The organism is Mycolicibacterium sp. TUM20985, assembly GCF_030295745.1.
GTDB lineage: Bacteria > Actinomycetota > Actinomycetes > Mycobacteriales > Mycobacteriaceae > Mycobacterium.
Genome location: NZ_AP027291.1, coordinates 4,726,541 through 4,747,569, shown reverse-complemented (window position 1 = coordinate 4,747,569; position 21,029 = coordinate 4,726,541). Strand labels below are relative to the sequence as shown.

The 21,029-nt window shown below is 67.9% G+C and carries 23 protein-coding genes and 1 pseudogene; 11 read left to right on the top strand and 13 right to left on the bottom strand.

Annotated features, from left to right (window positions below):
• Positions 1 to 16 precede the first annotated feature (16 nt).
• Positions 17 to 1,014 (bottom strand): annotated as a pseudogene (locus tag QUE68_RS23250) (RNA polymerase subunit sigma-70).
• A 145-nt stretch (positions 1,015 to 1,159) separates the two neighbouring features.
• Between QUE68_RS23250 and QUE68_RS23245 the strand changes: the two are divergent.
• The gene (locus QUE68_RS23245) at positions 1,160 to 1,606 is read left to right on the top strand and encodes a DUF6632 domain-containing protein (RefSeq protein WP_284228629.1); all 447 of its coding nucleotides are present in this window, start codon (positions 1,160 to 1,162) and stop codon (positions 1,604 to 1,606) included.
• A 201-nt stretch (positions 1,607 to 1,807) separates the two neighbouring features.
• Here the strand turns inward: QUE68_RS23245 and rfbC are convergent, their stop codons facing one another.
• Genes rfbC through QUE68_RS23215 form a run of 6 tightly spaced genes read right to left on the bottom strand, consistent with a single transcriptional unit; the run spans position 1,808 to position 8,368 of the window.
• Positions 1,808 to 2,416 (bottom strand): dTDP-4-dehydrorhamnose 3,5-epimerase, encoded by a 609-nt coding sequence (rfbC, locus tag QUE68_RS23240; RefSeq protein WP_284228628.1) that lies wholly within the window; start codon positions 2,414 to 2,416, stop codon positions 1,808 to 1,810.
• Positions 2,413 to 3,408, bottom strand: a complete 996-nt coding sequence (gene rfbB, locus QUE68_RS23235; RefSeq protein WP_284228627.1) for a dTDP-glucose 4,6-dehydratase — start codon at positions 3,406 to 3,408, stop codon at positions 2,413 to 2,415. Before rfbB ends, rfbC begins: the two co-directional genes overlap by 4 nt.
• Positions 3,409 to 3,435: 27 nt before the next feature.
• The gene (locus tag QUE68_RS23230; protein WP_284228626.1) at positions 3,436 to 4,293 is read right to left on the bottom strand and encodes an LLM class F420-dependent oxidoreductase; all 858 of its coding nucleotides are present in this window, start codon (positions 4,291 to 4,293) and stop codon (positions 3,436 to 3,438) included.
• A gap of 24 nt (positions 4,294 to 4,317) precedes the next feature.
• Complete coding sequence (locus QUE68_RS23225; RefSeq protein ID WP_284228625.1) at positions 4,318 to 5,148, bottom strand: LLM class F420-dependent oxidoreductase; 831 nt, start codon at positions 5,146 to 5,148, stop codon at positions 4,318 to 4,320.
• 39 nt (positions 5,149 to 5,187) lie between these two features.
• Positions 5,188 to 6,657 (bottom strand): ATP-binding protein, encoded by a 1,470-nt coding sequence (locus QUE68_RS23220; RefSeq protein WP_284228624.1) that lies wholly within the window; start codon positions 6,655 to 6,657, stop codon positions 5,188 to 5,190.
• Positions 6,658 to 6,670: 13 nt separating this feature from the next.
• Entirely contained in the window at positions 6,671 to 8,368 is a 1,698-nt protein-coding gene (locus QUE68_RS23215) for a response regulator (RefSeq protein WP_284228623.1), read from the bottom strand.
• Positions 8,369 to 8,605: 237 nt separating this feature from the next.
• Between QUE68_RS23215 and infA the strand changes: the two genes are divergently transcribed.
• The 8 genes from infA (at position 8,606) to truA (ending at position 13,210) form a co-directional block, all read left to right on the top strand.
• Complete coding sequence (infA, locus tag QUE68_RS23210) at positions 8,606 to 8,827, top strand: translation initiation factor IF-1 (protein ID WP_284228622.1); 222 nt, start codon at positions 8,606 to 8,608, stop codon at positions 8,825 to 8,827.
• A 26-nt stretch (positions 8,828 to 8,853) separates the two neighbouring features.
• On the top strand, positions 8,854 to 8,967 hold the full coding sequence (rpmJ, locus tag QUE68_RS23205) for a 50S ribosomal protein L36 (protein WP_284228621.1): 114 nt from the start codon (positions 8,854 to 8,856) through the stop codon (positions 8,965 to 8,967).
• 167 nt (positions 8,968 to 9,134) lie between these two features.
• Entirely contained in the window at positions 9,135 to 9,515 is a 381-nt protein-coding gene (gene rpsM / locus QUE68_RS23200) for a 30S ribosomal protein S13 (RefSeq protein ID WP_140690964.1), read from the top strand.
• Between the two features lie 4 nt (positions 9,516 to 9,519).
• The gene (gene rpsK / locus QUE68_RS23195) at positions 9,520 to 9,939 is read left to right on the top strand and encodes a 30S ribosomal protein S11 (RefSeq protein WP_284228620.1); all 420 of its coding nucleotides are present in this window, start codon (positions 9,520 to 9,522) and stop codon (positions 9,937 to 9,939) included.
• 15 nt (positions 9,940 to 9,954) lie between these two features.
• A complete protein-coding gene (rpsD, locus tag QUE68_RS23190; protein ID WP_149480243.1) occupies positions 9,955 to 10,560 on the top strand; it encodes a 30S ribosomal protein S4 in 606 nt (201 codons plus the stop codon).
• Positions 10,561 to 10,635: 75 nt separating this feature from the next.
• On the top strand, positions 10,636 to 11,688 hold the full coding sequence (locus tag QUE68_RS23185) for a DNA-directed RNA polymerase subunit alpha (protein ID WP_284228619.1): 1,053 nt from the start codon (positions 10,636 to 10,638) through the stop codon (positions 11,686 to 11,688).
• A gap of 59 nt (positions 11,689 to 11,747) precedes the next feature.
• On the top strand, positions 11,748 to 12,320 hold the full coding sequence (gene rplQ / locus QUE68_RS23180) for a 50S ribosomal protein L17 (protein ID WP_286274536.1): 573 nt from the start codon (positions 11,748 to 11,750) through the stop codon (positions 12,318 to 12,320).
• A complete protein-coding gene (gene truA, locus QUE68_RS23175) occupies positions 12,320 to 13,210 on the top strand; it encodes a tRNA pseudouridine(38-40) synthase TruA (RefSeq protein ID WP_284228617.1) in 891 nt (296 codons plus the stop codon). The genes rplQ and truA overlap by 1 nt, the downstream gene beginning before the upstream one ends.
• On the opposite strand, the gene QUE68_RS23170 is transcribed toward truA, so the two are convergent.
• Genes QUE68_RS23170 through QUE68_RS23155 form a run of 4 tightly spaced genes read right to left on the bottom strand, consistent with a single transcriptional unit; the run spans position 13,207 to position 16,338 of the window.
• Positions 13,207 to 13,884, bottom strand: coding sequence for a cutinase family protein (locus tag QUE68_RS23170; RefSeq protein ID WP_454786301.1), 678 nt, complete (start codon positions 13,882 to 13,884; stop codon positions 13,207 to 13,209). The two genes, truA and QUE68_RS23170, sit on opposite strands and share 4 nt — an antisense overlap.
• A 57-nt stretch (positions 13,885 to 13,941) precedes the next feature.
• Positions 13,942 to 14,607: a cutinase family protein gene (locus QUE68_RS23165; protein WP_284228616.1), complete on the bottom strand. Its 666-nt coding sequence runs from the start codon at positions 14,605 to 14,607 to the stop codon at positions 13,942 to 13,944.
• A gap of 24 nt (positions 14,608 to 14,631) precedes the next feature.
• Positions 14,632 to 15,300: a cutinase family protein gene (locus tag QUE68_RS23160; protein WP_284235121.1), complete on the bottom strand. Its 669-nt coding sequence runs from the start codon at positions 15,298 to 15,300 to the stop codon at positions 14,632 to 14,634.
• Between the two features lie 15 nt (positions 15,301 to 15,315).
• The gene (locus tag QUE68_RS23155; RefSeq protein WP_284235122.1) at positions 15,316 to 16,338 is read right to left on the bottom strand and encodes an EamA family transporter; all 1,023 of its coding nucleotides are present in this window, start codon (positions 16,336 to 16,338) and stop codon (positions 15,316 to 15,318) included.
• A 75-nt stretch (positions 16,339 to 16,413) separates the two neighbouring features.
• Here QUE68_RS23155 and QUE68_RS23150 point away from each other — a divergent pair, with 75 nt between their 5' ends.
• Together QUE68_RS23150 and eccB are read left to right on the top strand one after the other, a co-directional pair.
• Positions 16,414 to 16,968: a CGNR zinc finger domain-containing protein gene (locus QUE68_RS23150; protein ID WP_284228613.1), complete on the top strand. Its 555-nt coding sequence runs from the start codon at positions 16,414 to 16,416 to the stop codon at positions 16,966 to 16,968.
• A 59-nt stretch (positions 16,969 to 17,027) separates the two neighbouring features.
• A complete protein-coding gene (gene eccB, locus QUE68_RS23145; protein ID WP_284235123.1) occupies positions 17,028 to 18,425 on the top strand; it encodes a type VII secretion protein EccB in 1,398 nt (465 codons plus the stop codon).
• Here eccB and mycP read toward each other — a convergent pair.
• The gene (gene mycP / locus QUE68_RS23140) at positions 18,390 to 19,748 is read right to left on the bottom strand and encodes a type VII secretion-associated serine protease mycosin (RefSeq protein WP_284235124.1); all 1,359 of its coding nucleotides are present in this window, start codon (positions 19,746 to 19,748) and stop codon (positions 18,390 to 18,392) included. The genes eccB and mycP overlap by 36 nt on opposite strands.
• Positions 19,745 to 21,013 carry a type VII secretion integral membrane protein EccD gene (gene eccD / locus QUE68_RS23135; RefSeq protein ID WP_284235125.1) on the bottom strand — a complete coding sequence of 423 codons (1,269 nt, stop codon included), beginning with the start codon at positions 21,011 to 21,013 and terminating at the stop codon, positions 19,745 to 19,747. The genes mycP and eccD overlap by 4 nt, the downstream gene beginning before the upstream one ends.
• Between the last annotated feature and the right edge of the window lie 16 nt (positions 21,014 to 21,029).

Genomic DNA, 21,029 nt, shown 5'->3' with positions numbered 1-21,029 from the left:
GCAAGAATCACGATTACTAGGACATCCTAGTAATGCTCGGGGTGGATCGCAAGGCGTCGGCGGGCGATCGCGTCACCGGCAGGCCAAACGCGTCGAACAGGCCAACGTCCAGGAACACCGACACGGTGGCGATCTCGCCCGTCGCGTCTTCGGTGAGTACGTGGAGCGCGTGCGCATGCTGCATTCCGTCGGCACCGAGACGGTAGGCCGCCGCAGCCGCTTGCCCGTTGGCTCGGATCGCCAGCATCGTCACCTCGCCAGGCCCGCCAAGCGCCCGCGCCGCCAGGAACCCCGTCACCGCGTCGCGCCCGACGAACCACGTTGTCAGCGGCGGCATCTCGAGTGCGACATCGGCACGGAGCAGCTCCGTCAGGGCAACGACGTCGCCACGTTCGAAAGCTCCGCAATAGCGGTCGAGCATCGCACGACGCCGTTCATCGGAGGGAAGGCTGACCGCGTCCTCCGCGGGCGCGACGAGGTTCAGGTGGGCGCGGGCGCGCTGCATCGCGCTGTTGACGGCGGCCGGCGTCGTCGACAGTAGAGCGGCGACCTCGGCGGCGCTGAACTGAGCGACGTCGCGCAGGATCAACACGGCGCGCTGACTCGCCGGAAGCTCCTGCAGTGCCGTCGCGATGGCCAACCGGACCGAGTTCCTGGCGACCACCATCTCCTCCGGAGTCGATCGGTCCGGAAGCGGCTCCATCCAGCTGTGTCCGTTGGCCCCGGTGTCCAGCGGGTGGCCGGATCGGCCGATGCGTCGCCCAGCCCGGCGGGCATCACCCGGCGGCTGCGACCCTCGAGCACGCGCAGGCATGCGTGGGTCGCGATGCGGTACAGCCAGGTGCGCAGTGCGGCGCGCTCCTCGAACTTCTCGTAGCCCTGCCAACCCCGAAGGTACGTCTCCTGCACCAGGTCCTCGGCGTCGTGCACCGAGCCGAGCATGCGATAGCAGTGCGCTGTCAGCTCGGACCGGTAGGGCTCGGCATGGGCGATGAAGTCCTCTTTCACGGGCACCTGGGTACTGACACGCGGGACGGCCGACATTCATCGGCGCTCCTCACCTGCGAGCCGATGAATCCGACGTCCCGGCCGTATCGGTATGGGTGCGGACCCTTTCTGCCAGGCAACGAGCCGGCGCCGCACACCGAGAGGACACCCCATGAGTGAACGCCAGCGAACGCGGCTGCTCCAGATCATCCTGCGGGTCTGGGCGGCGGCGAGCATCGGGATCTTCGGCATGATCTTCATTGCCTACGCCTTGCAGCTCAATGCATTTCGTCCCGGCGGAAGCATGCACTGGACCGTTTGGGACGACATGCCCGGCCATGTCGCGCTAATGCTCTCCGCCATCTACCTGACGTGGGCGGTGTACCTGCTTCTCGCCTCCCGACGACCGGTCGACTACCGGTCATTCCTGGACTTCACCATGTGGGTCAACCTGGTGCACGCGTTGGTGATGGTGCCCGGCGCGCTCGAGCACGGCTATTACAGCAAGTTCCTCACCGACATTCCGTGGATCCTGGTGCTCAGCGCGGCGATCTTCCTGCTGCGCCCTCGCACGACTACACCCCGACCCACCACCGCGACCGCCGAGGCCAGTCGATGAGCCCGCTCGAGGGCACGACGGGCGACCGACTTCGGAGCTGCCGATGCCGCCTTCGGAGGCGTCGACGTCGACGCCCACTCGCGCCATGGGCGCCGTGGTGACCCAGGAACTCGTCGGCCGATGCGTGGTGAGGCTCGCGGAGAACCCAGGCCCGCATGGCGCATATGCGCTCACCGCTGCCGCCTCCGCGGGCTGGAGTGATCAGCGCGAGCCGAGCTCCTCGACGAATGACTGCGTCTCGTCCCACGTGGGGAGCAGGCCGGCGCCGAGGACGTCCTCGAGCGTCGGCGCCGCGGCATCACGCTCGGACAGGTTCGGTGCGGCCCCGTCGACGAGGGGCCAGTCGATGCCGATCGCCGGATCGGTCGGACAGATCGTGTGTTCGCGGGTGGGGGAGTAGCCCGTCGAGCAGAGGTAGGCGACCGTCGAATCGTCTTGTAGCGCAAGGAATCCGTGCGCGAGTCCTTCGGAAAGGTAGATCGTCCGGTGGTCGCGGTCGTCGAGCAGCACCGAGTCCCAGCGCCCGAACGTCGGCGATCCCACCCGGATGTCGACCACCACGTCGAATACGGCGCCGCGGAGGCATGTGACGTACTTGGCCTGGCCGGGGGGCAATTCGGCGAAGTGCAGCCCGCGCAGTACACCCGCCGACGACAACGACACGTTGGCCTGTCGAAGGTCGAGGCGATGCCCGGTCATCGCGGTGAACTCACCGTCGGTGAACCATTCGAAGAACACCCCGCGCGGGTCGGGGCGTACGGTCGGCGTGATCTCCCATGCGCCCGGAACCGAGAGCTCGCGGTAGGTCACTGGTTTCTCTCCTCGTACATTGTCTCGGACGCGTCCTTCAAAGGGCGCCACCAGGATTCGTTGTCGCGGTACCACTCGATGGTCGCGCCGAGGCCGGACTCGAAGTCGTCGTGCTGCGGCGTCCAGCCCAGTTCGTCGCGAAGCGCCGACGGGTCGATCGCGTACCGCAGGTCGTGCCCTGCCCGATCGGTCACGTGGTCGAAGTCGTTCTCCTCGCGACCCATCAGTCGCAACAGGGTGCGCATGACGGTCAGGTTGTTGCGTTCCCCGTTCGCGCCGATCAGATACGTACGCCCCGGCTGGCCGTCGGAGAGTATCCGCCACACGGCACGGTTGTGGTCGGTGACGTGAATCCAATCGCGCACGTTCGCGCCGGCGCCGTAGAGCTTCGGGCGCCTACCGGTCAGCACGTTGGTGATCTGTCGCGGAATGAACTTCTCCACGTGCTGGTAGGGCCCATAGTTGTTGGAGCAGTTGGAGATCGTCGCGTGCACACCGTAGGACCGCACCCAGGCGTGCACCAGCATGTCCGAACCGGCCTTGGTCGCCGAGTACGGGCTCGACGGGTTGTACGCGGTGGCCTCGGTGAAGCGGACGGGTTCGTCGAGCGGCAGGTCGCCGTAGACTTCGTCGGTCGACACGTGGTGCAGCCGAATCCCATGCCTGCGTACCGCTTCCAGCACGGTGAACGTACCGACGACGTTCGTGCGCACGAACGCCTCCGGGTCGGCCAACGAGTTGTCGACATGCGTTTCAGCGGCGAAGTGCGCAACGGCGTCGGACTCGGCCACCAACTTCTCCACCAGTGCGGCGTCGGTGACGTCACCGTGGACGAGGCGAACCTCGTCGGCGACCGGCGCCAGCGATTCGCGGCTGCCCGCGTAGGTGAGGGCGTCGAGCACAGTCACCCTGACCTCGGGATGGTCGTGCACCACGGCGTGAACGAAGTTGGCGCCGATGAAGCCGGCTCCCCCAGTGACCAGCAAACGCATGGTGACAAACCCTAGCGGCTGGGCGATCTAACCGTCGGTCTTGAGCCCCAGCGGGCCGGCCAACTCGGCGAGGGTCGGGAGCAACGCGTCCTGGCCGCCAAGCACCTGGATGCACACGTGGTCGGCGCCCGCGTCGAGGTGTTCCTGCAAGCGTTTGGCGATGTCATCCGGCGTGCCGTGGGCCACCACCGCATCGATGAGCTTGTCGCTGCCCGGCTTCGCGACGTCCTGATCGGTGAATCCCAACCGCTTCCAATTGTTCACGTAATTGCTGAGGTCGAGGTAGAAGTCCACGGTCTGGCGACCGATCTCTCGGGCCTGCGCCGCATCCCTGGCCAGGACGACCTTGTGCTCGGGGGCCAGGAACACGGCGTTACCGATCAGGTCGTGCGCCTGAGCCGTGTGTTCGGGGGTTGTGAGGTACGGATGCGCGCCCGCGCTGCGCTTCGCCGACAGCTGCAACACCTTGGGGCCCAGCGCCGCGAGGACGCGACGGCTGGTCGGCACGCTGGCGGCGTCGAGGGCGTCCAGGTACTCGACCAGGACGTCGTAGGGCTTGCGGTATTCGTCGGTGTGCTCGGGGTGTCCGATGCCGATGCCCAGCAGGAACCGGCCGGGGTAGGCCTTCTCGATGCGGTGGTACGACTTGGCGACCTCGGCCGCGGGAGCCGTCCACACGTTGACGATGCCGGTGGCCACCTGCAGCGTGGTCGTGGCCGCGAGAATGGGTTCGACGAACGCCAGATCTGCTGCGGGCGACCCGCCTACCCACACCGCGCCATATCCCAGCTTCTCGATCTCGACGGCCTGCTCGGGCGTCACTGCCCCGAAGGTCCAGACGCCGAAACGCCCCAGGTTGGGCTTGAGATCGGATACGTCAGTCACGTAGTTCCTTCCAAGAGAGTGTGGTCAGCGTAGGCCGAGCGGTCCGGCCAATTCGGCGAGTGCGGGCACCAGCTTGTCACTACCCGTCAAGACCTGAATCGGAACATGGTCGGCACCGGCGGCGAGGTGTTCGGAGAGTCGTGCGGCGACGGCGTCCACCGTGCCATGGGCGACGAACGCATCGACCAGCGCATCGCTGCCAGGCATCGCGATGTCGTCGTCGGTGAAGCCCAGTCGCTTCCAGTTGTTCGTGTAGTTGGCCAGGTTGAGATAGATCTCGAGTGCCTTGCGGCCGACGGCGCGGGCCTGCTCGGGATCGGTGGTGAGGACCGCCTTGTGCTCCGGTGCGAGGAATGCGTCGGGCCCGATGAGGTCACGCGCCTGGCGGGTGTGCTCGGGCGTCGTCAGGTAGGGGTGAGCCCCGGCACTGCGTCGCGCCGACAACTTGAGCACCTGCGGTCCGAGAGCGGCGACGACGCGTCGATCCTTCGGGACGCCGTACTCGTCGAGCTTGTCGAGGTACTCCGTGAGCGCGTCGTACGGCTTCTTGTACTCGGCGTGGGCCTCCGGGTGGCCGACGCCGATGCCGAGGACGAATCGGTTCGGGTAGGCGCCGTCGATGCGGTGGAAGGACTCGGCGACCGCGTCGGCCGGCGCAGTCCAAATGTTGACGATGCCGGTCGCCACCTGCAGCGTGCTCGTCGCCTCCAGAAGTGGCTCGACCCATTCGAGTTCGGCAGGGGGTGACCCGCCGACCCAGACGGCCCCGTAGCCGAGGGCCTCGATCTCCCTGGCCTGCTCCGGAGTCACGCCGCGACCGAACACGCCGAACTTGCCGAGGTCTGGTTTCGTCATGGTCGGGTCAACCCTCGTGACCCGCGCAACTATTCCGGGCTATTCGGCGCCGTCCGCCGGGGCCTCCTCGGGCTTCGGTGCCACCACTGGCAGGACGATGATGAAACGTGTGTCACCCGGCCGGGATTCGACCCGGATGTTGCCGTGGTGCTTCTGCGCGACGATGCGCCACGCGAGGTCGAGGCCGAGACCGGTGCCCTCGCCGAACGCCTTGGTGGTGAAGAACGGCGTGAAGATGCGCTCGGCGATGTCGTCGGGGATGCCCGGGCCGTCGTCGCAGATCTCCACCTTGATGGCGTCCTCACCGACCGCGCAGGTGCGGATGGTCAACGTGCCCTCGCCGTCCATCGCCTGGATCGCGTTGTCGATGATGTTGGTCCATACCTGGTTGAGATCGCCTGGGTAGCACTGGATTTCCGGCAGCGACACGTCCAGTTCCTTGACCAGCTTGACCGGTTTGTCCTTGCCCAGCTTCTCGCCGAACATCATGACGGTGCTGCGCAGCAGGTCGTGGACGTTCGCGCTCTGATACGGCGCGCGGTCCATCTGCGAGTACTGCTTGGCGCCAGCAAGCAGAGCCGAGATGCGGTGGCTCGCCTCGGCGATCTGATTCATCATCAGCTCGGTGTCGATGGTGTACCGCAGCCACCCGATCGCCCCCTGGAGGGAGGCCGTCGCATCGACTTCGTCGACCGAGGCCGAGATGCGCTCCAGCCAGTCGGTGTCCAGGCCGGCCTCGACGAAGGTCGGCGCGTAGTCCCAGGCTCCCACGATGCCGTGCTCCTCGAGCCAGTCGCCGATCGTGTCCTCGCGATCGGAGGCCTCCAACGCGGTGAGCTCCTGCGCCTTCGACTTGGCGACCTGCTCGGCCACCTCCTCCTGGATGGTCACCAGCACGCGGAGCCCCGCCGGGCTGAACTTGCCATCGGCCAGCATCGCCAACTTGTGCCGCATCCCGGCGATCTTCTCGCGCAGATCGGAGACGGCACGCGCGGCCGCAGCGGCCGGGTTGTTGAGCTGGTGGGTCAGGCCCGCGGACAGCTGACCTAGTGCCAGCAGCTTCTCGCGCTGGTCGATGATCTGGCGCTGCCGCAGGCCGCCGACCTTGAGGCCTTCGAGAAGGTGCACGGCCATCGGGAGTTCGGTCTTGACGAAGTCGCCGAACGCCTGCGCGTCCAGCACGAAGAACTTCGACGGCTTGGTCACGCGCACCGACGATTCGTACACCTGGGGGACACCGTCGACGTAGGCGCTCCACGCGCCGCAGTAGACGCCGCGCTGCGACGTTCGGTTGGTCTCGATGTCGGCGCCCCCGGAGCGCTTCGACATCGACAACTCGCCCTCGATCATGACGTAGAAGCACGTCGCCGCCTCACCCTCGACGCAGATGGGTCCCGGATCGAAGCGGGCCAGGTGCCCGTGCGCGCACAGCGACTCCAGCTGACGGTCGGTCAGCTTCTCGAAGAGGAACAGTGTGCGGAGCTCGTCGGGCAGGCATGTTTCGCCCATCGGGGTGGTCCTTTCAGGCCTCGGCCAGGTAACGGTGCACCAGCATGACGGCCATCGATCCCTCACCGACGGCAGCGGCCACTCTCTTCGCAGATTCCGAGCGCACGTCACCTGCAACGAACACACCGGGCACACTTGTTTCCAAGTGGTGCGGCGGCCGTTCCCGATTCCAGCCGCAGACGTCCTTCAGGTCCGGCCCGGCGAGCACGAATCCGCGGTCGTCGAGCGCGAGGATGCCGTCGAGCCAGGCGGTCCGCGGCGTCGCACCGATGTAGCAGCACATCCGGCCGCAGGCCACCGTCGTCCGCTCACCCGACTGCCGGTCGAGGAGCACCAGACCGGACAGGTGATCGTCCTCGCCGACGGTGTCGACCACCTCGGTGCAGGTGCGGACGTGGATCTTGGCGTTCTTCTCGATCTGCTCGATCAGGTAGTGCGACATGGACGCCTCGAGCGAGGGGCCACGGACCAGCAGCGTCACCGAGTCGGCGGTCTTGGACATGAACATCGCCGCCTGCCCGGCCGAGTTCGCACCGCCGACGATGTAGACGTCCTCGCCGCGACACTCCTCGGCATCGGAGACCGAGGCGCCGTAGTAGACACCGCGGCCGACGTAGTTGCAGCCCTCGGGATCGGCGGGATCGCTCCAGCACCCGACCACCTTGAGTTCCTGGTATTCGACACCGGTCGCGAGGATCACCGATCGCGCGCCGATGGTGCTGCCATCCTCGAACTCGATGGTCGGCGCGGTCTCGCCGACGTGCAGTTTGACGACGTCGCGGGTGGTGATCACCTCGGCGCCGAACCGTTCCGCCTGCCTGCGGGCGGAATTGGTCAGCGTGGCGCCGGAGACGCCGTTCTCGAACCCGAGGTAATTCTCGATGCGCGAGCTGCGACCCGCCTGACCGCCGGTGGTGGTGCGTTCGATGAGAACGGTCTCGAGGCCCTCGGAGGCGCCGTAGACCGCCGACGCGAGCCCGGCCGGACCGCCGCCGATCACGGCGAGGTCATACATCTGCAGTGACGGCTCGGTGGACAACCCGAGGAGTTCGGCGAGCTGGCCGTCGGTCGGTTCGACCAGCGCCTCACCCTTCTCGGTGACGACGACCGGCAGCGCCAGGCCGTCGAGCCCGGCTGCTTCCAACAGCTGCATGCCCTTGGGTTCGTCCGCCATGTACGACCGGAACGGGAACTGGTTGCGGGCCAGGAACTGCCGCACCTCCCACGACCGCTGGTTCCAGCGGTGGCCGATCACCTTGGTGTAGGGCATCGCCCGGTCGCCGACGGCCCGCCACTCCTCGAGCAATCCGTCGATGACGGGGTACAGCTTCTCCTCGGGCGGGTCCCATGGCTTGAGCAGGTAATGGTCGAGGTCGACGACGTTGATCGCGTCGATGGCCGCGTGGGTGTCGGCGTAGGCCGTCAGCAGGACCCGGCGGGCGAGCGGAAACAGGTCCATCGCCTTCTCGAGGAACTCGATACCGCTCATCTGCGGCATGCGGTAGTCCGCGACGAGCACTGCGACGGTATCGCCACGAAGCTTGAGTTCCCGGAGCGCGTCGAGCGCGTCGGGCCCACTCTCGGCGCGGACGATGCGGTACCGCTCGCCGTAGTGCCGGCGGAGGTCGCGGGCAACCGCCCGGGACACGGCCGGATCGTCGTCGACGGTCAGGATTGCGGGGTTGCGGGGCTGGGGAGCAGGTCCAGTCATCACGCTTGATTATGCGCTGGTCGTCCAGTCGATATCGGACTGACGGCGAGGCTCTGAGCGAACAACGGCTGCGGTGATTCGGCGATTTTGGGCACGACCGGCGAGCGGGTACTATTGACCAACGGTGCGGCTTCCGCGCCGACTCTTGCGTGCCCTGTCCTGGAATTTAACCAATCCGGCTCACGTTTTGCAGTCGGAGGCGGTGATTGCGGCGCCGGATAGGGAATTACGGAGGACATGGGTAAAAAAGAGGGTGCCATCGAGGTCGAGGGCCGTGTTGTCGAGCCCCTGCCCAATGCGATGTTTCGTATTGAGCTGGAGAACGGACACAAGGTGCTCGCGCACATCAGCGGCAAGATGCGGCAGCACTACATTCGCATTCTGCCCGAGGACCGCGTCGTCGTGGAGTTGTCTCCCTACGACCTGTCCCGGGGCCGCATCGTTTACCGCTACAAGTAACTAGACCAAGAACAGGATCGACGGCCGTGAAGGTGAACCCGAGCGTCAAGCCCATCTGCGACAAGTGCAGGGTGATCCGTCGCCATCGGCGGGTCATGGTGATTTGCCCTGACCCCCGCCACAAGCAGCGGCAGGGCTAGTACCACAGCTTTACCGAACAACTGAATGACGACATCCCAGTACCACTGAGCGGCTGGAATCTTTAGAGATTGGGCCGCTCATCACGTCCGGCACGGAGGCCGGACCCCACCAGCTGGTGGGAACGGACTGGGAACAGACCTCCGCATCGAGAAGGAATCACTGCCTGATGGCACGTCTACTGGGCGTCGATCTCCCGCGTGACAAGCGCATGGAGATCGCGCTGACCTATATCTACGGCATCGGCCGTACCCGCTCCCAAGAAATCCTGTCGGCCACCGGCATCGACTTCGATCTGCGCACCAAGGACCTGACCGACGATCAGGTCTCGCAGCTGCGGGATTACATCGAGAGCAACTCCGACATCAAGGTCGAGGGTGACCTGCGCCGCGAGGTGCAGGCCGACATTCGTCGCAAGATCGAGATCGGCTGCTACCAGGGGTTGCGGCACCGCCGCGGCCTGCCGGTGCGTGGCCAACGGACCAAGACCAACGCGCGCACCCGCAAGGGCCCGAAGCGCACCATCGCCGGCAAGAAGAAGGCCAGGTAAGTAAATGGCACCCACCAAGAAGACCGGCGCCGCGGGCCCCAAGAAGGGCCAGAAGACGCGTCGCAAGGAAAAGAAGAACGTCCCGCACGGGGCCGCTCACATCAAGAGCACGTTCAACAACACGATCGTCTCGATCACCGACCAGCAGGGCAACGTCATCGCCTGGGCGTCGTCGGGTCACGTCGGCTTCAAGGGATCGCGTAAGTCGACCCCGTTCGCCGCGCAGCTGGCTGCCGAGAACGCGGCCCGCAAGGCCCAGGAGCACGGCGTCAAGAAGGTCGACGTGTTCGTCAAGGGTCCGGGTTCGGGCCGCGAGACCGCGATCCGTTCGCTGCAGGCAGCCGGCCTCGAGGTCGGCGCCATTTCCGACGTCACGCCGCAGCCGCACAACGGTTGCCGCCCGCCCAAGCGGCGCCGGGTCTAGAGGAGATAGAGAGACATGGCTCGTTATACCGGACCCGTCACCCGCAAGTCGCGGCGCCTCGGCGTCGACCTCGTCGGTGGAGATCAGTCCTTCGAAAAGCGCCCCTACCCGCCCGGCCAGCACGGTCGCGCGCGGATCAAGGAGAGCGAGTACCGCACGCAGCTGCAGGAGAAGCAGAAGGCTCGCTTCACCTACGGCGTCATGGAGAAGCAGTTCCGTCGTTATTACGAAGAGGCCAACCGCCACTCGGGTAAGACCGGCGAGAACCTGCTGCAGATTCTGGAGAGCCGGCTCGACAACGTCATCTACCGCGCCGGGCTCGCCCGCACGCGCCGGATGGCCCGTCAGCTGGTCAGCCACGGTCACTTCACCGTCAACGGCGTGAAGGTCGACATCCCCAGCTACCGCGTCTCGCAATACGACATCATCGACATTCGCGAGAAGTCGTTGAACACGCTGCCGTTCGAGCTGTCGCGTCAGACTGCGGGCGACCGTCCCATCCCCGGATGGATCCAGGTCGTCGGCGAACGCCAGCGCATCCTCGTCCATCAGCTGCCCGAGCGCGCCCAGATCCAGGTGCCGCTCACCGAGCAGCTGATCGTCGAGTTCTACTCGAAGTAATGCGTGTTGCGGCCAGCCGGCCGCAACCACCACACGGCATCAAATAGCGGATGCCGAGAAGGAGATAGAAGAACGATGCTGATTTCTCAGCGCCCCACTCTGTCCGAAGAGAGCCTTGCCGAGAACCGGTCCAAGTTCGTCATCGAGCCCTTGGAGCCCGGATTCGGCTACACCCTTGGCAACTCGCTTCGGCGCACGCTGCTGTCGTCCATTCCGGGCGCGGCGGTCACCAGCATCCGCATCGACGGCGTGCTGCACGAGTTCACCACCGTTCCCGGGGTGAAGGAAGACGTCACCGACATCATCCTGAACCTCAAGAGCCTGGTCGTGTCCTCCGAGGAGGACGAGCCGGTCACCATGTATCTGCGCAAGCAGGGCCCGGGTGCCGTCACCGCCGGTGACATCGTTCCGCCCGCGGGCGTCACGGTGCAGAACCCCGACATGCACATCGCCACCCTGAACGACAAGGGCAAGCTCGAGGTCGAGCTCGTCGTGGAGCGTGGCCGTGGCTACGTCCCCGCCGTGCAGAACAAGGCCTCCGGCGCCGAGATCGGCCGCATCCCGGTCGACTCGATCTACAGCCCCGTGCTGAAGGTCACCTACAAGGTGGAGGCCACCCGTGTCGAGCAGCGCACCGACTTCGACAAGCTGATCCTCGACGTCGAGACCAAGAACTCGATCACCCCGCGTGACGCGCTGGCCTCGGCCGGTAAGACGCTGGTCGAATTGTTCGGTCTGGCAAGGGAACTCAACGTCGAAGCCGAGGGCATCGAGATCGGCCCGTCGCCTGCCGAGGCGGATCACATCGCCTCCTTCGCGCTGCCGATCGACGACCTGGAACTCACTGTCCGGTCGTACAACTGCCTCAAGCGCGAGGGTGTCCACACCGTCGGCGAGCTGGTCTCGCGTACCGAGTCGGATCTGCTGGACATCCGCAACTTCGGCCAGAAGTCCATCGACGAGGTGAAGATCAAGCTGCACCAGCTGGGTCTCTCGCTGAAGGACAGCCCGGCCACGTTCGACCCGTCCGAGGTGGCCGGCTACGACGTCGCCACCGGTACGTGGAACAGCGATGCCAGCTACGACCTGGACACCGACCAGGACTTCGCCGAAACCGAACAGCTCTAGCAAGACCCGTCCCGGTCCTACCTCATACGGGGGCCGGCCCCAATTAGGAGATAGTCGCAATGCCCAAGCCCACGAAGGGACCCCGCCTCGGCGGCTCGTCCTCGCACCAGAAGGCGCTCCTGGCCAACCTGGCCACGTCGCTGTTCGAGCACGACCGGATCAAGACGACCGAGCCCAAGGCGCGGGCGCTGCGGCCCTACGCGGAGAAGCTCATCACCCACGCCAAGAAGGGCACGCTGCACAACCGGCGTGAGGTGATGAAGAAGATCCGCGACAAGGACGTGGTGCACACGCTGTTCGCCGAGATCGGGCCCCACTTCGCCGAGCGCGAGGGTGGCTACACCCGCATCATCAAGGTGGAGGCACGCAAGGGCGACAACGCCCCGATGGCCGTCATCGAGCTGGTGCAGGAGAAGACGGTCACGTCCGAGGCCAACCGGGCCCGCAAGGCAACCAAGGCCGCACCGGTTGCGGCCGCGGCTGCCCCGCAGGCCGCGGTCGAGCCGACCGACGAGGCCTTGGCCGACGAGCCGACGGCCGTAGCCGACGAGGTCGTCGACGCACCCGAGGTCGTCGACGCAGACACCGACGAGGCGCCCGAGTCCAAGGACGAGGACGAAGCCAAGTCCTAGTGGACGCAACGTCGAACCTGCCCGCCATCGAATCCGATGGCGGGCAGGTCCGTCTCCGGCTGGACATCGCTTACGACGGAACCGATTTCGCCGGGTGGGCGACACAGACGAACCAGCGGACGGTGGCCGGCACCATCGACGAGGCGCTGTCGACGGTGTTCCGGACCCCGGTGGTCACCAGGGCAGCCGGGCGGACCGACACCGGTGTGCACGCGACCGGGCAGGTGGCTCACGCAGACATTCCGGCGGATGCGATCCCGTGTGCGTACCCGCGCACGGCTCGCGACGAACCGGAGTTTCGACCGCTGGTTCGCCGGCTTGCGCGGCTGCTGCCCGAGGACGTTCGGGTGCTCGACGTGGTGAGGGCGCCCAACGGATTCGACGCGCGGTTCTCGGCCTTGCGCCGGCACTACCGGTATCGACTGTCGACCGCGCCGTTCGGGGTCGAGCCGCAAGAGACCAGGTTCGTCACGCCGTGGCCGCGACCGCTCGATGTCGAGGCGATGCAGGCGGGATCGCGAGAGCTGCAAGGCCTCAACGACTTCGCGGCCTTCTGCCGACCGCGCGAGGGCGCGACAACGATCCGCGACCTACAGCGGCTGGAGTGGGAGCGCGACGGTGATGCGATCACCGCACACGTCACCGCGGATGCGTTCTGCTGGTCCATGGTGCGGTCGTTGGTCGGAGCGCTGCTGGCGGTGGGGGAGGGACGGCGCGAGCCCCGTTGGTGTGCCGAGTTGCTGACGTCGAGCCGAAGGTCGAGTGACTTCGCCACCGCACCCGCCCGCGGGCTGACGCTGGTCGGCGTCGACTACCCGGCGGATGCCGAGCTCGAGGCCCGCATCAGCGTGACCCGCGACATGCGCACGACCGACGAGGTGCGGCGCTAGACGCGCCCCGCGGCGAAGTCAGCGGCCTCATTCACCATGCCGGCGTCGATGTACGCCCTCGCCGCGTGGTCGGACCAGTTCTCTTCCCAGGTGTTCGGGTCGGCCGGGTTGCAGATTGGATCGGCCCCGTGGCACATCTCGATGGTGCGCTCGCGGTACGTCGGGCTCAGAGCGCCGATGGGACCGGCCCACGCGCTGCCGTTGCCGAACAGAGCGACCGCCGCGATGTGCTGGTCGGCGCCGGGCGGTAGGGGATTGTCGAACCCGAAGAAGGCGAACGGCACGGCTAGCGTCACGTCGGTGACCGCGGCGCCGAGGGAGTACCCGCCGAGCACGATTCGGGTGTCGGGGCAGCTGGCCATCGTGCTCTCCACCCGAGCGCTCATGTCGTTCGCGCCGACGTCGATCTGGTTGTCCGCGGGATAGCGCACGGCGTACAGATTGACGTTCTTCTTCGTCTTGTTGCGCAGCGCGCTGACGAAGGTGTTGCCGATCTGGCCGGGGCCTGCGGGTTCGAGACGACCGCGGGCGAAGATCACCTCGACGGCGGGGCATGCCGCGGATGCGGTCGGGACGCCCACCGCGGTGACGGCGGGAACCGTCAGCAGCACACCCGCCACGAGTGTCGAGACGAAGACGGCGACGACGAATCTGCGAATCTGCTGAATGACCACGAAATCGATGCTAGCCGAAGGATTCGACGCGTACGTCGACGTCGCGCGGCGGATGGGTTACAGCAGACCTGCCACGAAGTTGGCGGCGGCGTTCGTCGGGCCGCCCGCGTAGGCGCGGTGCGCGGCGACGCCCTCGCCGTTGGTCTGGCACACCGGGTCGCCGGCATTGCACAGGTCGATCGATCGCGCGCCCCAGACCGGGCTGGTGGTCAGGGGAAGGCCCAGCTTGGCGGAGGGATTGCCGAAGGCGACGACGGCGGCGACGAAGTCCGGCGTGTTGGGCGGCAGCGGGTTGGTGAACCCGATCGCCGGAATCGGCACGGCGGCAATGACGTCCATCACCGCGGCGCCCTGTGAATACCCGCCCAGCACCAGACGGGTGTTGGGGCAGGTGTTCATCATGTACTGGATGTGTGCGCTCGCGTCGTTGGCTCCATAGGCGGCCGCGAGGAAGTCGTAGGTGGCGGGGTAGTTCACGGCGTAACTGCCGACCGACCGGCCACCGACCTTGGCGCGCAACGAGTCGACGAACGCGCCACCTGGCAACCCGAGGCCCGGCGCCTCGTTGGTGCCGCGGGCGAACACCACCTCGATGTCGGGGCAATCATCGGCGGCGGCGAGACCGAGGCCCGCAGTCGGGATGGTCGAGACGACGGGAGCTATGACGGCAACACAGGCCGCGATCGCGGCAAAGGTCGTCCGTCGAACAAGATCGAAGGCCACGCCGAATGGTAACGCCTAAATGAGCTAAACAAGTCCCGCGATGAAATTCGCCGCCGTGACCGGCATGCCCTGGTTTTCGTAGTCGCTGTGCGCGAACGGATTGCGGCCGCGCGAACAGATGGGGTCGCCGTCCGTGCACAGGTCGATGGCGCGCCCCCCGAACACCGAGTTGGTGATCGGAATCGAGAACTTGGTCGAGGGGTTTCCGAACACCGCTACCGCGGCGACGCGGGAGTCGAGATCCGCCGGAAGCGGCGGCGCAGATCCGATCTCGCCGATCTTGTTGCCCAGTGGGGGAATGCCCGCCAGCATGTCGATGACCGCGGCGCCCTGCGAGTAGCCGCCGAGGACGATCTTCGTGCTCGGGCACTGCGCCACCAGCGCGCTGATGTAGCTGGTCGCGTCGATCGCGCCGTCGGAGGCGGTGAGGAAGTCGTAGGTCGCCGGGTAGTTCACGCCGTAGGTCCCGATGGTCTGGCCACCGACGAGTGGGGTCAGCGCGGCGACCAGCGCTTGCCCCACGCGGCCGATGCCGGCCGGTTCGGCGGTGCCCCGCGCGAAGACCACCTCGATGTCGTTGCAGGGGGCGGCGGTGGCGGCCGGTGCGGTGGACAGCGCGACCCCGGCGCAGATGATGGCCGATCCGATCGCAGCCAGGCGCCTAGGGATCCTCAGCATGGTCACGTAGCCCATCTTCACATATCTACGTCAGGTGCGGCGAACTGTTTGCTCGACGACCGCTCCGTCGGCGGGCATCTCGGGCCAGGACGCCTCGGCGACCTTGTCGGAACGGTCACCCTGGCGGGCCAGCACCAGCCCGGCGAGTACCACCGCCGCGCCGACGGCCTGGGTCGGTGTGAGTGCCTCCCCCAGCAACGCCCATGCGGCCAGCACGGCGAACATCACCTCGGCCAGGCCCACCAGCGAGGCGAACCGCGGGCGCAGCCGGGCGATGCCCATGATGCCGAGCGCGTACGCGATCGCGGTCGGGATCAATGCCAGCGCGACGACCGGGACCAGCCAGGACGTCGTCACACCGGCGACCACGGTGTCATTGGTGGTGAAGGTCATCGGCATCAGCCCAGAGACGCCCAGCAGCCCGACGGCGATGGCGCCGACGACCAGCCCACCGGCGGCGAGGGTCAGCGAGTTCAAGCTGCCCTCGGCACCGTCCGCACTGACCTCGTCGGACATCATGAAGTAGCAGGCCGCGCAGACGGCCGCGGCCAGCCCCCAGCCGACGCCGGTGAGGTTGACCTGGGCACCGGAGACGACGTCGAGCACCAGGACGATTCCCGCGACGGCCAGCGCAACGCCGGCCAGCGTGAGGTTGCTCGGCCTCCGCCGGGTGGTGGCCCACAACCAGCCGACGACGAGGACGGGCGAGGTGTACTCGAGGAGTAGCGCGACACCGACGGACAGGTGCGATACGGCGTTGTAGTAGCAGAGCTGGGCACCGGCGATGGGGATCACGCCGTAGGCGATCACGGTCTTCCAGTGCGGCATCGCCTCGCGTACCCAGCCGGGCCGCATCATCGTGGTGAAGACGACCATCGCGATCGCACCGCCCGCGAGTCGCGCGGTGACGGCAGCGGTCGGGCTCCAGCCGGCTTCCATGAGTGCCTTGCCCAAGGGGCCGGACATCCCGAAGGCGAATGCCGAACCGACGGCGAAGAGCAGTCCGAGGCGGAAGTGGTCGGCGGCGGGCCGCACGTTCGTCGTCGCAGTCACCTGGCACCTCCCGGCTTGTAATGAGTAAAATCAGCGTTGGTCGTGACGCTACCGGTGGGCCGAGTCAGGAGTCAAATGATTTTCAGTCATGACACAGAACTCACACTGCGCGCGGCCTGTGTGTTGACCAACACCAATCGCGTCGACGGTGAACGGCTCGGCGACATGGCCGCCCTCGACGCCTACCTCGCCGGCTTCGGCTGGACGGGACGGCGCGACAGGGACGACGCCGAGCTCCGCTCGGTGCAGCAGTTGCGGGGGCGGCTCGGCAAGCTCTGGGACAACGCGGGCGACGAGGAACGCGTCGTGGGTCAGGTGAACGCGTTGCTGAGCGACACCCGTGCCGCGCCCTGGCTGACCCGGCACGTCGAAATGCCCGAATGGCACCTGCACCTCGCGTCGATCCACGACCCGCTGTGGCAGCGGATGGGGGCGGAGATGGCGATGTCCCTGGCGGACCTCATCCGGGCGGGCGAGCTCCGTCGACTGAAGACGTGCGCGGCGCCCGACTGCGAGGCCGTGCTGGTGGACCTCTCCCGCAACCGCTCGCGGATGTTTTGCGACACCGGCAACTGTGGAAATCGACAACACGTGGCGGCGTACCGGGAGCGGCGGGCCAGCGAGGCGTAGCGGGAAAACGGTGCGAGGGTGGGTCTTCGGCTGCGGTTAGGCTGGCAGTCGGGGGATTGATGGCTCGACATACGACGACGCGGCTGCAACTCGGGGCGCAGCGCTTCCTCCTCAGGCGCATGATGCACGCACTGGTGCGCAGGGATGTCGCCATGCACGACGATCCGCTACGCGCACAGTCGCTGTCGCTCGCGGTGGGCGGCGTCCTCGCGGGCCTCACCCTGGCCGCGGGCTCCATACTCGGGTTGGTTCGGCCGCAGGGAGTCCCCGCCTCCGCGCCCATCGTGATCGCTCGCGACACGGGTGCGCTGTACGTACGCGTCGGCGACACGTTGCATCCCGTCCTCAACCTCGCCTCCGCGCGTCTCATCGCGCGGTCCGCCGCCAACCCCGTCCCGGCGGGCGAGGCGGCGATCGCCGCGGCGAAGCGCGGACCGCTGATGGGCATCCCCGGCGCACCGGCGACCCTGGGTCGTCCGGTGCGCGCCGGGGGGTGGAGCGTGTGCGACGACGAGCGCACCGTCGTGGCCCTCGGTGACGCGAGGCTCGACCGCATGGACTCCATTCGGCCCGTCCTGGTGACACCGCGCGGTGAGAGCGCGGCGACGACGTACCTGCTGTACGAGGGTCGGCGGGCCGCGGTCGACCTGCGGAACATCGCCGTGATCCGCGCGCTGCGACTCGACGGCGTCGTACCCGTCGTCGTGTCGCGGACGCTGCTCGACGTCGTGCCGGAAGCACCCGCCATCGCGCCGCCGCCCATCGTCGACGCCGGCATGCCGGGCCCGGCCGCACTGGGACAGGTGGTCATCGGCGACGTGGTCACGGTTCGGCGCGCCGACGTCACCGAGCGTTACGTCGTTCTGCGCGAGGGCCTTCAGTCGGTCGGCGAGGTGGCCGCCGATCTCATTGGGTTCGCCTACGACGGCAGGGCTCGACCGGACCCGACCGTCGCGCCCGCCGCCGTCGCCACCCTGCCGATCGCCGACGTGCTCAACGTGGGGACGTTCCCGCAGCGCGCCAGCCGACCCGTTGGCGCGGCGGATGGTCGGGCCGTGTGCGCGCGGTGGCGTGCGACTGGCGCGGGCTCGTCTGCGTCGAACACCGTTGTCGTCAGCGGTGATTCGCCCTACCGCCAGTCGGCCGGGGTCACCGTTCTCGCTCAGGCCGACGGCGATGGGCCAGGCGTCGACGCCGTGGACCTTCCCGGTGGCGCCAGTGCGTACGTCCGGTCGGCGAGGATCGTCGGGGACGACGGCACGACGGGAGCGCGGTTCCTGGTCACCGACGCGGGCGTGGTCTTCGGCGTCCACGATGACGACGCGGCGACGTTCCTCGGCCTGGGGGCATCCCCGGAGGCGGCACCGTGGCCGATCCTCGCGCACCTCCCGCAGGGGCCCGAACTCGGCGTCGACGCCGCGTCAGTCCTCCGCGACGGACTGTCGGCGCCGACGTGACCACCCGACCGAGGACGTCGTCGCGACGAGTGCCGCAGCGATGCAGGCCGCCCCACCGATGAGCGAGACGCGCCGGGATGCCTTGTCCACGTAGACGTCCACGGCCTCCTGCGCGAGGGGTGCGGGCGCAGAACGTTCTTGCGGTCGTACGCCGTCGGCGCTCACCGCCGCCAGTGCGTCGACGACACCGCGACCGACCCATGGATCCCAACCGGCGGCGGGCGGATGTGCAGTGTCCTCGATTCTGCTCATCACCTGGCGCGCCGTGAGGCCGGGTGAGGACGCCCGTACCAGCGCGGCGATACCCGCCACCACCGGTGCCGCGTAACTCGTTCCCGAAATGGGTTGCTTCTCTGAGGATCCCGGCATGGTATCGATCAACCCGTCACCGTCGGAGCCCAGGGATACGACGTCCTCACCCGGTGCCGCCACGTCGACCCACGGACCGGCCAGGGTGAAGTCCGACGGCCGTCCTGTCCGGTCGACGGAGCCGACCGTCAACACGTAGTCGTCGTACCACGCGGGGCTCACCACGACATCGACCGTGTCCCAGCTGGGCTGGCCCGGTCGGCGCTCGTCGGGTGGCGGATTCTGCCGCGGGCACTGTCCGGCTCCACCGACATTGCCTGCCGCCGTCACCACGACCACGTTCTTCACGTCGACTGCATATGCGAGCGCAGCGCCGAGGGGCCGGTCGTCGAGGCCGTCGTCCGCGGGGACGCACGCGACCGAGGAGATGTTGATGACCGTCGCCCCGGCGTCCGCGGCGGTCCTGACGGCGGCTGCGAGCGTCTCGACGTCACCCACGCCTGATCCTGAACGGGCATCGGAATAACGAAACACGTTGCTGGACTGACGGACTGCGAGGATGCCGGCGTCGGGCGCTAGACCGCCGAACGTCGCGTCGCCGCGTGCTGCACCGATGATCCCGGCGACGATCGTGCCGTGGCCATCGCAGTCCTGCATACCGTCGCCCGTCGAGACGTAGTCGCCGCCCGGCAGCAGATGAGGCAGCAGCCGGTGCCGGGCGACCCCGGTGTCGATCACGGCGACGGTCTGGCCCGCGCCCTTCGTGAGCCGCCACACCGGCGCGAGCTCGGCGAGGTCCAGCTGGGTGACCGACGCGTCGGTGACGGGTGTGGCGACCGGGCAGGCGTCGGCCTGCTCGGTAGGGGTACGCGGCGCGGGTGGGCGCGGCGGAGGCAGCAATCCGTCGTCGACCGCAGGTGGCGTCACCGCGGTGGCCGCCGGTGCCGCCCACGTGGCAATGACGATCGCCGCTATCGCAGTGGCCCGCGTCCCGCGCGGTACGCGACCGTTCATGATGCGGGGAATCCGCCGACGGCGGCGTATGCCCCGGCGACCCAGCAGGCGGTCGGCACGACGGCCGCCAGAGCGACGTACTCGAGGCGGTCGAGCATCCGCGATGCGGTGGCACCGCACGTCGGACGCCGCAGGCCACTCAGCCCGGCGATCAGGAGGAGGCCGGCCACCATCCCGAGACGCGCCGGGTGGGTGGCCACCACCAGGAGAAGCCCGGCGATCACACACGCCAAACCCGTTGCAGACAACGTGTTTCGGCGTACCGGGTCGACGTACGTCCGGGACCGTAGCAGCAGCACTGCGCCCACCACCGTGGCGAAGATGGACGCCCGGGCATTCGAGACGGCGTCCGCCACGATGGCCACGACCGCGACGCCACAGGCCGAGCCGGCGGCGGATCCGACGACCAGACCGCTCAGAACGGCATGTCCCGCCCTGGCCCGATCGGCCGGCTCGCTTTGCCAGCTCTCGGGTCCGAGTCCGGTGACCAACACCGACGCCCGTGGCGCGAGCGCCAGCACGGCGAGCGCCAGGGTCGCGAGAGCCGCACCCGCGGCGGACGGCGGTATCGCCACGACCGTGACGATTGCCGTCACCAGGGAGCCGGTCGTCGTCGCGGTCAAGGCCGCCGACGCGCGCCCGGAGAGCCTCAGCAGCAGGAGTGACGCGCACGCCGAGGCGGTCGCCGCAAGGAACGCGTTCGGCGCCGCGGGACCCGAGGGTACGGCGAGGAAGCCCGCCGCGCTGGTCGAGAGGACCGTGGCCAGACTCGGTGCGGTCGCGTAGCGGGTGGCGATCGTCACCGCCGCGGCGGCCACCGCGCACACGGCCGCGAGCATGGCGTTCAGCGTCGCGGCGTCCGATCCGGCGGTCGAGGCGAAGGCGGTCGCCGCCAGTAGCGCGGCCAGCCCGCAGCCGATCCCCGCAACGTCGACGGTGGTCGCGGGGGCCCGAGCCTCGGCCGCCACCTGACATGGCGCGCCACGCATCGGCAGGAGCTCAGGGAGCCCGTCGGCTACGAGGACGAGGACATCGCCGTCGCGAATGCCGTTGTCGCGCAGATTCGACCAATCCTCCAAGGTGCCGCCCAATAAGCGATCCAGCCGCCAGCGGCGCGCCGTGTCACCGCCGAGGGCACGGTCGTCGACCAACTCCACGATGGCGGGCAGGAGATCGGCGACCGGTACAGCCGACGGCAACGAGACGTCGACCGCAACGGGATGACCGTCGCGATCGGCCTGGATGGACACCCTGGAAACGGACACCGGATCACCTCCGAAC